The sequence below is a fragment of the Streptococcus bovismuti genome (assembly GCF_042436615.2).
Lineage (GTDB): Bacteria > Bacillota > Bacilli > Lactobacillales > Streptococcaceae > Streptococcus.
On record NZ_JBHMFR020000001.1, the window covers coordinates 1 to 13385 of the forward strand.

Genomic DNA, 13385 nt, shown 5'->3' on the forward strand with positions numbered 1-13385 from the left:
TGATTACTACAACAACAAACGAATTAAGGTAAAACTAAAAGGACTTAGCCCTGTACAATACAGAACTAAATCCTTTGCTTAAATTAATTGTCTAACTTTTTGGGGTCAGTACAGATTTCTTGGGTATCTTTTTTAAAATAAACGGAAGACATGGGATTCGAACCCACGCACGCTTTAACACGCCTACCGCGTTTCCAACACGGCCTCTTAAGCCTCTTGAGTAATCTTCCAATACTTACTCAAATAGTCTACCATAAAGGCTCTTATCTTGCAATAAAAATTTTGGAAATAAGAAAAATGATAGATTTTGAAAGAAAATGACAAAAAGCGCTTGACTTTGAAAGAAAGTGTGATAGAATGAATAGTGTAAACGATAACAGGAGGTGATTCAGTGTTAAAAACAGAGCGGAAGCAACTGATTTTAGAGGAGTTAAATCAACATCATGTAGTTTCTCTAGAAAAATTAGTTAGTTTGTTAGAAACGTCAGAATCAACGGTTCGAAGAGATTTGGATGAGTTGGAAGCGGAAAACAAGCTTCGTCGCGTACATGGTGGAGCAGAATTGCCCCATTCCTTGCAAGAAGAAGAAACCCTTCAAGAAAAATCTGTCAAAAACCTTCAAGAGAAGAAGTTGTTAGCTCAGAAGGCGGCCTCTCTCATCAAGGAACAAGATGTCATCTTTATCGATGCTGGAACAACAACTGCCTTTTTGATTCATGAATTGGGCAATAAGAATGTTACAGTCGTGACCAACTCGATTCACCATGCCGCACAGTTGGTTGAAAAGCAGATTCCAACTGTCATGGTTGGAGGAAGTGTCAAGATGGCGACAGATGCTAGCATAGGGGGCGTTGCTCTTAACCAGATTAACCAATTGCACTTTGACCGTGCCTTTATCGGAATGAATGGTGTGGACGATGGCTATTATACGACTCCTGATATGGAGGAGGGAGCTGTTAAGCGTGCTATTTTAGAGAATGCCAAACAGACCTATGTCTTGGTGGATTCGTCAAAAATTGGACAAACTTGCTTTGCCAAAGTAGCACCACTCAAACGAGCTATTGTTATCACAAGTCAAGGGCATGAGCTCTTGCAGGCTATTAAGGAGAAAACGGAGGTAATAGAAGTATGATTTATACAGTCACACTCAATCCATCTATTGATTATATCGTTCGTTTGGACCAAGTCCAAGTCGGTAGTGTCAATCGTATGGACAGTGATGATAAGTTTGCTGGAGGGAAAGGAATCAATGTCAGTCGTGTTTTGAAACGTTTGGATATACCCAATACTGCGACGGGATTTATCGGAGGCTTTACTGGTAAATTTATCACAGATACTTTAGCAGAGGAAGAAATCGAGACACGTTTTGTCCAAGTATCAGAAGATACTCGTATCAATGTTAAAATCAAAGCAGACCAAGAGACAGAAATCAATGGGACTGGTCCAACTGTTGAGCCGGATCAGCTAGAAGAATTGAAAGCTATTTTATTTAGTCTGACAGCAGAAGATATAGTTGTCTTTGCAGGTTCAAGTACTAAAAATCTAGGCAATGCCATCTACAAGGATCTAATTGCCTTGACACGCCAGACTGGTGCGCAAGTCGTTTGTGACTTTGAAGGACAGACCTTGATTGATAGTTTGGACTATCAACCACTTTTGGTCAAACCAAATAATCACGAGCTTGGAGCTATCTTTGGAGTGAAACTCGAAAGTTTGGATCAAATCGAGAAATACGCTCGTGAGTTATTGGCTAAAGGTGCTCAAAACGTCATTATCTCTATGGCTGGTGATGGTGCCCTTCTTGTCACATCTGAGGGAGCATACTTTGCTCAACCAATCAAAGGGACAGTCAAAAATTCAGTTGGTGCTGGTGATTCTATGGTTGCCGGATTCACAGGTGAATTTGTCAAATCAAAAGACGCAGTAGAAGCCTTCAAATGGGGAGTTGCTTGTGGAACAGCAACTACCTTCTCAGATGATTTGGCAACGGCAGAATTTATTAAAGAAACATATGAAAAAGTTGAGGTAGAAAAAAGATGAAAATTCAAGACCTATTGAGAAAAGATGTTATGTTGCTGGATTTGCAGGAGACTGAAAAAACAGCTGTCATCGACGAGATGATTAAAAGTTTGACAGACCACGGTTATGTGACAGATTTTGAAACCTTTAAAGAAGGAATCTTGGCGCGTGAAGCTTTGACTTCTACAGGCTTGGGTGACGGAATCGCTATGCCTCACAGCAAAAACGCTGCTGTCAAAGAGGCGACTGTTCTCTTTGCTAAGTCAAACAAGGGTGTTGACTACGAGAGCTTGGATGGGCAACCAACAGACCTCTTCTTCATGATTGCGGCTCCAGAAGGTGCCAATGATACTCACTTAGCAGCCTTGGCAGAATTGTCCCAATACTTGATGAAAGACGGTTTTGCTGATAAACTTCGTCAAGCAATATCAGCTGACCAAGTTATCGAACTTTTTAACCAAGCTTCAGAAAAAACTGAAGAGCCTGTTCAAGTACCTGCTAATAACTCGGGTGACTTTATCGTAGCTGTTACAGCTTGTACGACAGGTATTGCCCACACTTACATGGCCCAAGAAGCCCTTCAAAAAGTGGCTGCTGAAATGGGTGTTGGGATCAAGGTTGAAACCAACGGTGCTAGCGGCGTTGGAAACCAACTAACTGCTGAAGACATCCGCAAGGCTAAAGCTGTTATCATCGCAGCAGACAAGGCTGTTGAGCTGGATCGTTTTGATGGCAAACCTTTGATCAATCGTCCAGTGGCTGACGGTATCCGTAAAACGGAAGAATTGATTAACTTGGCTCTATCAGGAGATGCTGAAGTTTACTGTGCCGCTAATGGTGTAAAAGCTGCAACAGCCTCTAACGAAAAACAAAGCCTTGGTGGTGCCTTCTACAAACACTTGATGAGTGGTGTATCGCAAATGTTGCCATTTGTTATTGGTGGTGGTATCATGATTGCCCTTGCCTTCTTGATTGACGGTGCTTTGGGTGTTCCAAATGAAAACCTTGGCAATCTTGGTTCTTACCATGAGTTAGCTTCTATGTTCATGAAAATTGGTGGTGCAGCCTTTGGCTTGATGCTCCCAGTCTTTGCAGGTTATGTTGCCTACTCTATCGCTGAAAAACCAGGTTTGGTAGCAGGTTTCGTGGCTGGTGCTATTGCTAAAGAAGGTTTTGCCTTTGGTAAAATTCCTTATGCTGCAGGTGGTGAAGCAACTTCAACTCTTGCAGGTGTCTCATCTGGTTTCCTAGGTGCCCTTGTTGGTGGATTTATAGCAGGTGCCTTGGTTCTTGCTATCAAGAAATACGTTAAAGTTCCTCGTTCACTTGAAGGTGCAAAATCAATCCTTCTCTTGCCACTTCTTGGGACAATCTTGACAGGATTTGTCATGCTAGCTGTTAACATCCCGATGGCAGCAATCAACACTGCTATGAATGACTTCCTAGGCGGTCTTGGAGGTGGTTCAGCTGTCCTTCTCGGTATCGTCCTTGGTGGAATGATGGCTGTTGACATGGGTGGACCAGTTAACAAAGCGGCTTATGTATTTGGTACAGGTACGCTTGCAGCGACTGTTTCTTCAGGTGGTTCTGTGGCTATGGCAGCAGTTATGGCTGGAGGAATGGTACCACCACTTGCAATCTTTGTCGCAACTCTTCTCTTTAAAGACAAATTTACTAAAGAAGAACGCAACTCTGGTTTGACAAACATTATCATGGGCTTGTCATTTATCACTGAGGGAGCAATTCCATTTGGTGCCGCTGACCCAGCTCGTGCGATCCCAAGCTTCATCCTTGGTTCAGCAGTAGCAGGTGGCCTCGTTGGTCTTACTGGTATCAAACTCATGGCGCCACACGGAGGAATCTTCGTTATCGCCCTTACTTCAAATGCTCTCCTTTACCTCGTTTCTGTCTTGGTAGGAGCAATTGTAAGTGGTGTGGTCTATGGTTACCTACGCAAACCACAAGCATAAAAATTAGATAGAAAATAAAAAGATTGGACCGTTTGGTGCAGTCTTTTTCTCTTTCCGAAATGCCTGTGAAATATGGTATAATAGAAGAATGGCAAACAAGAATACAAGTAAAACAAGACGGAGACCGTCTAAAGCAGAACTCGAAAGAAAAGAAGCGATTCAACGAATGTTGATTTCGTTAGGAATCGCCCTTTTATTGATTTTCGCAGCCTTCAAATTAGGGGCTGCAGGTATAACCCTTTACAATTTAATTCGCTTGCTAGTGGGTAGCCTAGCTTATCTGGCAATATTTGGTATCCTGCTCTATCTCTTCTTCTTCAAGTGGATACGAAAACAGGAAGGGCTCCTATCTGGCTTTTTCACCATATTTGCAGGTTTGCTCTTGATTTTTGAGGCCTACTTAGTTTGGAAATATGGTTTGGACAAGTCGGTCTTAAAAGGAACCATGGCTCAGGTTGTGACTGATTTGACTGGTTTTCGAACGACCAGTTTTGCTGGTGGAGGCTTGATTGGTGTTGGACTCTATGTGCCAACAGCCTTTCTCTTCTCAAATATCGGTACTTACTTTATTGGTTCTATCTTGATTTTAGTGGGTGCTCTCCTAGTCAGTCCTTGGTCTGTTTACGATATTGCTGAATTTTTCAGTAGAGGCTTTGCCAAATGGCGAGAAGGGCATGAGCGTCGAAAAGAGGAACGCTTTGTCAAACAAGAAGAAAAAGCTCGTCAAAAGGCTGAGGAAGAGGCTAGATTAGAAAAAGAAGAGGCTGAAAAAGCCTTACTCGATATGCCTCCTGTTGATATGGAAACGGGTGAAATTCTTACAGAAGATGTTGTGCTTGACGTTCCACCTGTTCCAGAAGAAGAGTGGGTAGAACCAGAGATCATCTTGCCTCAAGCTGAACTTGAATTCACTGAACAGGGAGATGGCTCTGATGACGAAGATGTTCAGGTCGATTTTTCAGCAAAGGAAGCCCTTGAATACAAACTTCCAAGCTTACAACTCTTTGCCCCAGATAAACCAAAAGACCAGTCGAAAGAGAAGAAAATCGTTCGTGAAAACATCAAAATCCTAGAAGAAACTTTTGCTAGTTTTGGTATTAAGGTAACGGTTGAACGGGCTGAAATTGGGCCGTCAGTGACCAAGTATGAAGTCAAGCCAGCAGTCGGTGTACGGGTTAACCGCATTTCCAATCTAGCAGATGACCTCGCTCTAGCCTTGGCAGCCAAGGATGTCCGGATTGAGGCTCCAATACCTGGTAAATCCTTAGTCGGGATTGAGGTTCCTAACTCTGAGATTGCGACGGTATCCTTCCGCGAACTATGGGAACAATCTCAAACGAAAGCAGAAAATCTCTTAGAAATTCCTCTAGGAAAGGCAGTTAATGGCACCGCAAGAGCTTTTGACCTTTCCAAGATGCCCCACTTGCTAGTTGCAGGTTCAACGGGTTCAGGGAAGTCAGTAGCTGTTAACGGCATTATCGCTAGCATCCTCATGAAGGCGAGACCTGACCAAGTTAAATTTATGATGGTCGATCCTAAGATGGTTGAGTTGTCTGTTTACAATGACATTCCCCACCTCTTGATTCCAGTTGTGACCAATCCACGCAAAGCCAGTAAGGCTCTGCAAAAGGTTGTGGATGAAATGGAAAATCGTTATGAACTCTTTGCCAAGGTAGGAGTTCGGAATATTGCAGGCTTTAATGCCAAGGTAGAAGAGTTCAATGCCCAGTCTGAGTACAAGCAAATTCCGCTACCGCTTATTGTCGTGATTGTGGATGAGTTGGCTGACCTTATGATGGTGGCCAGCAAGGAAGTGGAAGATGCCATCATTCGTCTTGGGCAGAAGGCGCGGGCTGCAGGTATCCACATGATTCTTGCAACCCAGCGTCCATCGGTTGATGTCATTTCTGGTCTGATCAAGGCCAATGTCCCATCTCGAGTGACTTTTGCGGTTTCATCAGGGACAGACTCCCGTACTATCTTGGATGAAAATGGAGCTGAGAAACTACTTGGCCGAGGGGACATGCTCTTTAAACCGATTGATGAAAATCATCCAGTTCGTCTCCAAGGATCCTTTATCTCGGATGATGATGTTGAACGCATCGTAAACTTTATCAAGGCTCAGGCAGATGCGGACTACGATGAGAGTTTTGATCCAGGTGAGGTTTCTGAAAATGAAGGAGAATTTTCAGATGGTGAATCTGGTGGTGACCCGCTCTTTGAAGAAGCCAAGGCTTTGGTCATTGAGACCCAGAAAGCCAGCGCATCTATGATTCAGCGTCGTTTGTCAGTTGGATTTAATCGTGCGACCCGTCTCATGGAAGAGCTTGAGATAGCAGGTGTCATTGGTCCAGCTGAAGGTACCAAACCAAGAAAAGTTTTACAACAATAAAAAAATAGCTTCTTTCCAAGTTTGGAGGGAAGCTATTTTACTGGCTATTGATTACTTTTATTTTCTGAAGTTGGAGTATTATTGGACTGTTTTTCATTATCAGCGGCAGGTTTACTTGGAGTAGGAGTAGAAGAATCCTGAGTTGCTGCTTTCTGCTCTTCTTTTTTCTCTTCCTTGACGCTAGATTTTGGTGTTTCCTCTTGCTGTGTTTTTTCTTGAGAAGTGTTATTTTCCTTATTGGGACTAGTGTTTTCCTGAGGGGATTCCTTTTGAATTTCTTTGACAATTGTTGTCGTCTGGCTTGTCGTAGGTTCTTTTTTAGTATTTTTATTATTATCCAAGGCGTTCATGATAGTGATACTTGCAGTAATTAAGCCAAGGATACTACCGATAGTGGCAACAGTTTTTTGAAAGACCGTAAAGCCTTTTTTGATGTGTTCTGTTTTTGGTTTTGAAGTTCTACGATAATTAGACATATATTCTCTCCTTTAATTAAAATTTATTATACCGCATTTCTTTAAAAAAATCTTAAAAAAAGAGGAATTGCCCTTTCTTGTCGCAGGCTCCGTTTCATGATACAATAGAAGGAGTGATTTTAGAAAGCGTGAGAAAACATGATTTACTTTGATAATTCGGCGACGACCAAGCCCTATCCTGAAGCCCTTGAAACTTATATGCAGGTCGCTTCAAAAATTTTAGGAAATCCATCTAGTCTCCATCGTTTGGGAGACCAGGCAACACGAATCTTAGATGCTTCTCGCCAACAGATTGCAGATTTAATCGGTAAGAAAAGCGATGAAATCTTCTTTACTTCTGGTGGGACAGAAGGAGATAACTGGGTCATCAAGGGTGTCGCCTTTGAAAAAGCTCAATTTGGCAAGCACATCATCGTATCAGCCATTGAACATCCGGCAGTCAAAGAGTCAGCTCTCTGGTTGAAATCTCAAGGATTTGAAGTAGATTTTGCTCCAGTTGATAACAAAGGATTTGTGGATGTTGAAGCGTTAGCAGATTTGATAAGACCTGATACGACCCTCGTTTCTGTCATGGCTGTAAACAATGAAATCGGCTCTATCCAGCCCATTGAGGCTATTTCAGAACTGTTGGCAGACAAGCCGACTATTTCCTTCCACGTTGATGCTGTTCAGGCACTTGCCAAGATTCCGACTGAAAAATATCTGACAGAACGAGTGGATTTTGCAACTTTCTCTAGTCACAAGTTTCACGGAGTTCGAGGTGTTGGATTTGTCTATATCAAGTCTGGCAAGAAGATTACGCCTCTTTTAACAGGTGGTGGTCAGGAGCGTGATTATCGCTCGACAACTGAAAATGTGGCAGGGATTGCAGCGACAGCCAAGGCTCTGCGTTTGTCTATGGAAAAGCTAGATTTCTTTACGAGTAAGACTGGCCAGATGAAGGCAGTGATTCGTCGAGCCCTTCTGGACTATCCAGATATTTTTATCTTCTCAGATGAGGAAGACTTTGCCCCTCATATCCTGACTTTTGGAATCAAGGGTGTTCGTGGAGAAGTTATCGTTCATGCCTTTGAAGACTATGATATTTTTATTTCTACGACTTCTGCTTGTTCGTCCAAGGCTGGAAAACCTGCAGGTACCTTGATTGCCATGGGAGTGGATAAAGATAAGGCCCAGTCAGCTGTGCGTCTTAGCCTAGACCTTGAAAATGATATGAGTCAGGTCGAGCAGTTTTTGACCAAGTTAAAATTGATTTACAATCAAACTAGAAAAGTAAGATAGGAGCATTCATGCAATATTCAGAAATTATGATTCGCTACGGTGAGTTGTCAACCAAGGGTAAAAACCGTATGAGTTTCATCAATAAACTTCGCAATAATATTTCAGACGTTTTGTCTATCTATCCCCAAGTTAAGGTAACGGCAGATCGTGACCGTGCCCATGCTTACCTCAATGGAGCAGATTACACAGCAGTAGCAGAATCGCTCAAACAAGTTTTTGGAATTCAAAACTTTTCCCCTGTATACAAGGTTGAAAAATCTGTAGAAATTTTGAAGTCTGCTGTCCAAGAGATTATGCAGGACATCTACAAGGATGGCATGACCTTTAAAATTTCTAGCAAGCGTAGCGACCACAACTTTGAGTTGGATAGTCGTGAACTCAATCAAACACTTGGAGGAGCTGTTTTCGAAGCCATTCCAAATGTGCAAGCTCAAATGAAAAGTCCTGACATCAATCTTCAGGTGGAGATTCGTGAAGAAGCAGCCTATCTTTCTTATGAAACCATTCGTGGAGCGGGTGGTTTGCCAGTTGGAACTTCAGGTAAAGGGATGCTCATGCTGTCAGGAGGGATCGACTCACCTGTAGCAGGTTATCTTGCTTTGAAACGTGGAGTGGATATCGAAGCCGTTCACTTTGCTAGTCCACCTTACACGAGTCCTGGTGCCCTTAAAAAAGCTCAAGATTTGACCCGTAAATTGACCAAGTTCGGGGGAAATATCCAGTTTATCGAGGTGCCTTTCACTGAGATTCAAGAGGAAATCAAGGCTAAAGCGCCAGAGGCTTATTTGATGACTCTAACTCGTCGCTTTATGATGCGGATTACCGACCGTATTCGTGAGGTACGAAATGGTTTGGTTATCATCAATGGGGAGAGTCTAGGACAAGTAGCCAGCCAAACCCTTGAAAGCATGCAGGCTATCAATGCCGTTACCAATACTCCCATCATCCGTCCAGTTGTAACCATGGATAAGTTGGAAATCATCGATATTGCACAAGAAATTGATACCTTTGACATTTCAATCCAGCCCTTTGAAGACTGTTGTACGATTTTTGCACCAGATCGTCCAAAAACAAATCCTAAGATTAAGAATGCGGAGCAGTACGAAGCGCGCATGGATGTTGAAGCCTTGGTTGATCGATCAGTGGCTGGTATCATGATTACCGAGATTACACCTCAAGCTGAAAAAGATGAAGTGGATGACTTGATTGATAATCTCCTCTAAATCAGAAAATCCAAAAGAATTTAGAAAAAATAAATAAAAAGTTAGTTTTTAATCCAAAAATGGAAGCAAAACTAACTTTTTTTCTATAATTGTGATATAATGAAATAAAATTTTGAATATAGAGAGTTTTCTGACAATGAATCAATCCTACTTTTATTTAAAAATGAAAGAACACAAACTCAAGGTTCCTTATACAGGTAAGGAACGCCGTGTACGTGTTCTTCTGCCTAAAGATTATGAGAAAGATACTGATCGTTCCTATCCTGTTGTTTACTTTCATGACGGGCAAAATGTTTTTTATAGCAAAGAGTCTTTCATTGGTCACTCCTGGAAGATTATTCCAGCTATTAAACGAAATCCGGATATCAGTCGCATGATTGTCGTTGCTATTGACAATGATGGTATGGGGCGGATGAATGAGTATGCGGCTTGGAAGTTCCAAGAATCTCCTATTCCGGGGCAGCAGTTTGATGGTAAAGGTGTGGAGTATGCCGAGTTTGTCATGGATGTGGTCAAACCTTTTATCGATGAGACCTACCGTACCAAAGCTGACCGCCAACATACGGCTATGATTGGGTCCTCACTAGGAGGCAATATTACCCAATTTATCGGTTTGGAATACCAAGACCAAATTGGTTGTCTAGGGGTTTTTTCATCTGCAAACTGGCTCCACCAAGAAGCATTTAACCGTTATATCGAGCGCCAAAAACTGTCGCCTGACCAGCGCATCTTCATCTATGTAGGAACAGAAGAAGCAGATGACACAGACAAGACCTTGATGGCTGGCAATATCAAACAAGCCTATATCGACTCGTCGCTTCGCTATTACCATGATTTGATTGCTGGGGGGGTTCATCTGGATAATCTTGTCTTGAAAGTTCAGTCTGGTGCCATCCATAGTGAGATTCCATGGTCGGAAAATTTACCAGACTGTCTGAGATTTTTTGCAGAAAAATGGTAAGTTAAGAAAGGAGAAAGATAATGCATATTGAACATCTTAGTCACTGGAGTGGTCACCTCAACCGTGAAATGTACCTCAACCGTTATGGGCATGCTGGGATTCCAGTTGTGGTCTTTGCTTCATCTGGTGGCAGTCACAATGAATACTATGATTTTGGCATGATTGATTCCTGTGCTTCCTTTATCGAGGAAGGCCGTGTTCAGTTCTTTACCCTATCTAGTGTGGATAGTGAGAGCTGGTTGGCCACTTGGAAAAATGGTCACGACCAAGCAGAGATGCACCGTGCCTATGAACGCTATGTGATTGAGGAGGCCATTCCTTTTATCAAGCATAAGACAGGTTGGTTTGATGGCATGATGACGACAGGCTGCTCCATGGGCGCATACCATGCTGTCAATTTCTTCCTCCAGCATCCAGATGTCTTTACCAAAGTAATTGCTCTTAGTGGTGTCTACGACGCACGTTTCTTTGTCGGAGATTACTACAATGACGATGCTATTTACCAAAACTCGCCAGTAGATTATATCTGGAATCAGAACGACGGCTGGTTTATTGACCGTTACCGTCAGGCGGAGATTGTGCTTTGTACGGGGCTTGGTGCCTGGGAACATGACGGACTACCGTCTTTCTACAAGCTCAAAGAAGCCTTTGACCAGAAACAAATTCCAGCCTGGTTTGCTGAATGGGGACATGATGTCGCCCATGACTGGGAATGGTGGCGTAAACAAATGCCCTATTTTCTTGGACACCTGTATCTATAAAAGGAGTTACCTATGAATTACCTTGTTATTTCTCCCTACTATCCACAAAACTTTCAACAGTTTACCATCGAACTTGCCAATAAAGGTATCACCGTCTTGGGAATTGGTCAAGAGCCTTATGAGCAATTGGATGAACCTTTACGCAATAGCCTGACCGAGTACTTCCGTGTTGACAATCTTGAAAATGTAGATGAAGTCAAACGTGCAGTTGCTTTTCTCTTTTATAAACATGGCCCAATTGACCGCATCGAGTCTCATAATGAATACTGGCTTGAGCTGGATGCAACACTCAGAGAACAATTCAATGTCTTTGGTGCCAAACCAGAGGATCTCAAAAAGACGAAATTTAAGTCTGAAATGAAGAAGCTTTTCAAAAAAGCAGGTGTTCCTGTGGTCCCTGGAGCTGTTATCAAGACGGAAGCAGATGTTGATCAAGCAGTGAATGAAATCGGCCTGCCAATGATTGCCAAACCTGATAATGGAGTGGGAGCAGCCGCAACATTTAAGCTTGAGACAGAAGACGATATCAATCACTTCAAGACTGAGTGGGATCATTCAACTGTTTATTTCTTTGAGAAATTTGTCACCTCTAGCGAAATTTGTACCTTTGATGGTCTTGTGGACAAGGATGGTAAAATTGTCTTCTCAACAACCTTTGATTACGCCTATACACCTCTGGATCTTATGATTTACAAGATGGACAATTCCTACTATGTTCTTAAGGACATGGATCCTAAACTTCGCAAGTATGGTGAAGCGATTGTCAAGGAATTTGGTATGAAAGAACGGTTCTTCCATATTGAGTTCTTCCGTGAAGGGGATGATTACATCGCCATTGAGTACAATAACCGCCCTGCAGGTGGTTTCACTATTGATGTTTATAATTTTGCTCATTCCTTGGATCTTTATCGTGGCTATGCATCTATAGTCGCAGGAGAAGAGTTCCCAGTAACAGACTTTGAACCTCAGTATTGTTTGGCTACGTCTCGCCGTGCAAATGCTCATTATGTCTATTCTGAGGAGGACTTGATTGCTAAATACAGCCAGCAGTTCAAGGTTAAGAAAATCATGCCAGCGGCCTTTGCGGAACTTCAAGGAGATTACCTTTATATGCTGACAACTCCGAGTCGACAAGAAATGGAGCAAATGATTGCTGATTTCGGACAACGTCAATAATAGGATATGAAGACTTAACAAGCTTTATTTGTTAAGTCTTTTTAAATTCCCTGAATAAAAGCGTTTTCCCAGTTAATCTTTTAGAAAACATATTGCTAAAAGATATAAAAATTGATAGAATAAGGATTGTCTAAAAAATTTTAAGGAGAATCTATCAAATGGATTTCACATGGGCAATTAAATATGCCACTGAATTTTTGGCCACTGCTATTTTGATCATTCTTGGAAATGGTGCAGTTGCCAACGTTGAACTTAAAGGTACGAAAGGTCATCAAAGTGGCTGGATCGTTATCGCTGTTGGTTATGGTATGGGGGTTATGATTCCAGCCTTGATGTTTGGTAACGTATCAGGTAACCACATCAACCCAGCCTTCACTCTTGGACTTGCGATTAGCGGTCTTTTCCCTTGGGCACAAGTAGCGCCTTATATCCTTGCACAAGTTTTGGGTGCTATCTTTGGTCAAGCTTTGGTTGTGGCAACACACCGCCCATATTACTTGAAAACTGAAAATCCAAACAATATCTTGGGTACTTTCTCAACCATTTCAAGTTTGGATAATGGTACAAAAGAAGCACGTTTCGCAGCAACTGTTAACGGTTTTGTAAACGAGTTTGTTGGTTCATTTGTTCTTTTCTTTGCAGCTCTTGGAATGACTAAAAACTTCTTTGGTGCTGAACTAGTATCAAAAGCACAAGCCGCTATCAATGCTCAAGTTGCTCAAGCAACTACTCAAGGTCAAACAATTCCTCAAGAGCAAGTAACAGCAGCACTTGACCAAGCTAAAGAACAAGTGGCACCATTTATGACATCTGGTCTTGGAATTGCTCACTTGGCACTTGGATTCCTTGTTATGGCCTTGGTAACTTCACTTGGTGGACCTACAGGACCTGCCTTGAACCCAGCCCGTGACTTGGGACCACGTCTCCTTCATGCTTTCCTTCCAAAATCAGTTCTTGGTGAGCACAAAGGTGATTCAAAATGGTGGTACTCTTGGGTACCAGTAGTAGCACCGATCGCAGCAGCAATTGCGGCAGTAGCTATCTTCAAATTCCTTTACCTATAAGAAATTGAAACCGAGGAAATCCTCGGTTTTTTAGATGAAATTTTTACGAAAAATCGGTAAAT

General features: G+C 42.3%; 12 protein-coding genes and 1 tRNA gene. 11 read left to right on the top strand and 2 right to left on the bottom strand.

Features of this window, described 5'->3' with window-relative positions:
• On the top strand, positions 1 to 82 hold an 82-nt coding region (locus tag ACERDH_RS00005; protein ID WP_155169774.1), incomplete at its 5' end, for an IS3 family transposase.
• Between the two features lie 60 nt (positions 83 to 142).
• On the opposite strand, the gene ACERDH_RS00010 is transcribed toward ACERDH_RS00005, so the two are convergent.
• Positions 143 to 230 (bottom strand) — tRNA-Ser (locus ACERDH_RS00010).
• A gap of 161 nt (positions 231 to 391) precedes the next feature.
• Here ACERDH_RS00010 and ACERDH_RS00015 point away from each other — a divergent pair.
• The 4 genes from ACERDH_RS00015 to ACERDH_RS00030 all read left to right on the top strand — a co-directional run bounded on the left by ACERDH_RS00015 (position 392) and on the right by ACERDH_RS00030 (position 6381).
• On the top strand, positions 392 to 1132 hold the full coding sequence (locus ACERDH_RS00015) for a DeoR/GlpR family DNA-binding transcription regulator (RefSeq protein ID WP_237446774.1): 741 nt from the start codon (positions 392 to 394) through the stop codon (positions 1130 to 1132).
• Entirely contained in the window at positions 1129 to 2040 is a 912-nt protein-coding gene (gene pfkB, locus ACERDH_RS00020; protein WP_120718851.1) for a 1-phosphofructokinase, read from the top strand. The genes ACERDH_RS00015 and pfkB overlap by 4 nt, the downstream gene beginning before the upstream one ends.
• A complete protein-coding gene (locus ACERDH_RS00025; RefSeq protein WP_153193786.1) occupies positions 2037 to 3989 on the top strand; it encodes a fructose-specific PTS transporter subunit EIIC in 1953 nt (650 codons plus the stop codon). The genes pfkB and ACERDH_RS00025 overlap by 4 nt, the downstream gene beginning before the upstream one ends.
• 88 nt (positions 3990 to 4077) lie before the next feature.
• Positions 4078 to 6381, top strand: a complete 2304-nt coding sequence (locus ACERDH_RS00030; protein ID WP_386680729.1) for a DNA translocase FtsK — start codon at positions 4078 to 4080, stop codon at positions 6379 to 6381.
• Positions 6382 to 6425: 44 nt separating this feature from the next.
• On the opposite strand, the gene ACERDH_RS00035 is transcribed toward ACERDH_RS00030, so the two are convergent.
• Positions 6426 to 6857, bottom strand: a complete 432-nt coding sequence (locus ACERDH_RS00035) for a DUF6556 family protein (protein WP_024057333.1) — start codon at positions 6855 to 6857, stop codon at positions 6426 to 6428.
• 138 nt (positions 6858 to 6995) lie between these two features.
• Between ACERDH_RS00035 and ACERDH_RS00040 the strand changes: the two genes are divergently transcribed.
• The 6 genes from ACERDH_RS00040 to gla all read left to right on the top strand — a co-directional run bounded on the left by ACERDH_RS00040 (position 6996) and on the right by gla (position 13323).
• The gene (locus tag ACERDH_RS00040; protein WP_386680734.1) at positions 6996 to 8138 is read left to right on the top strand and encodes a cysteine desulfurase family protein; all 1143 of its coding nucleotides are present in this window, start codon (positions 6996 to 6998) and stop codon (positions 8136 to 8138) included.
• 8 nt (positions 8139 to 8146) lie between these two features.
• Positions 8147 to 9361, top strand: coding sequence for a tRNA uracil 4-sulfurtransferase ThiI (thiI, locus tag ACERDH_RS00045; RefSeq protein ID WP_386680737.1), 1215 nt, complete (start codon positions 8147 to 8149; stop codon positions 9359 to 9361).
• 136 nt (positions 9362 to 9497) lie between these two features.
• Positions 9498 to 10322 carry an alpha/beta hydrolase gene (locus tag ACERDH_RS00050; protein ID WP_386680742.1) on the top strand — a complete coding sequence of 275 codons (825 nt, stop codon included), beginning with the start codon at positions 9498 to 9500 and terminating at the stop codon, positions 10320 to 10322.
• Between the two features lie 20 nt (positions 10323 to 10342).
• Entirely contained in the window at positions 10343 to 11083 is a 741-nt protein-coding gene (locus ACERDH_RS00055) for an esterase family protein (protein WP_261121511.1), read from the top strand.
• A 12-nt stretch (positions 11084 to 11095) separates the two neighbouring features.
• Positions 11096 to 12259 (top strand): ATP-grasp domain-containing protein, encoded by a 1164-nt coding sequence (locus ACERDH_RS00060; RefSeq protein WP_386680745.1) that lies wholly within the window; start codon positions 11096 to 11098, stop codon positions 12257 to 12259.
• 158 nt (positions 12260 to 12417) lie between these two features.
• Positions 12418 to 13323, top strand: a complete 906-nt coding sequence (gene gla / locus ACERDH_RS00065; RefSeq protein ID WP_049551099.1) for an aquaglyceroporin Gla — start codon at positions 12418 to 12420, stop codon at positions 13321 to 13323.
• Positions 13324 to 13385 lie beyond the last annotated feature (62 nt).

What these genes read in the sequence shown, in the direction of transcription:
- pfkB (WP_120718851.1), top strand. Translation starts at nt 1,129, where the DNA reads ATGATTTATACAGTCACACTCAATCCATCTATTGATTATATCGTTCGT.
- ACERDH_RS00025 (WP_153193786.1), top strand. Translation starts at nt 2,037, where the DNA reads ATGAAAATTCAAGACCTATTGAGAAAAGATGTTATGTTGCTGGATTTG.
- ACERDH_RS00030 (WP_386680729.1), top strand. Translation starts at nt 4,078, where the DNA reads ATGGCAAACAAGAATACAAGTAAAACAAGACGGAGACCGTCTAAAGCA.
- ACERDH_RS00035 (WP_024057333.1), bottom strand. Translation starts at nt 6,857, where the DNA reads ATGTCTAATTATCGTAGAACTTCAAAACCAAAAACAGAACACATCAAA.
- ACERDH_RS00040 (WP_386680734.1), top strand. Translation starts at nt 6,996, where the DNA reads ATGATTTACTTTGATAATTCGGCGACGACCAAGCCCTATCCTGAAGCC.
- thiI (WP_386680737.1), top strand. Translation starts at nt 8,147, where the DNA reads ATGCAATATTCAGAAATTATGATTCGCTACGGTGAGTTGTCAACCAAG.
- ACERDH_RS00050 (WP_386680742.1), top strand. Translation starts at nt 9,498, where the DNA reads ATGAATCAATCCTACTTTTATTTAAAAATGAAAGAACACAAACTCAAG.
- ACERDH_RS00055 (WP_261121511.1), top strand. Translation starts at nt 10,343, where the DNA reads ATGCATATTGAACATCTTAGTCACTGGAGTGGTCACCTCAACCGTGAA.
- ACERDH_RS00060 (WP_386680745.1), top strand. Translation starts at nt 11,096, where the DNA reads ATGAATTACCTTGTTATTTCTCCCTACTATCCACAAAACTTTCAACAG.
- gla (WP_049551099.1), top strand. Translation starts at nt 12,418, where the DNA reads ATGGATTTCACATGGGCAATTAAATATGCCACTGAATTTTTGGCCACT.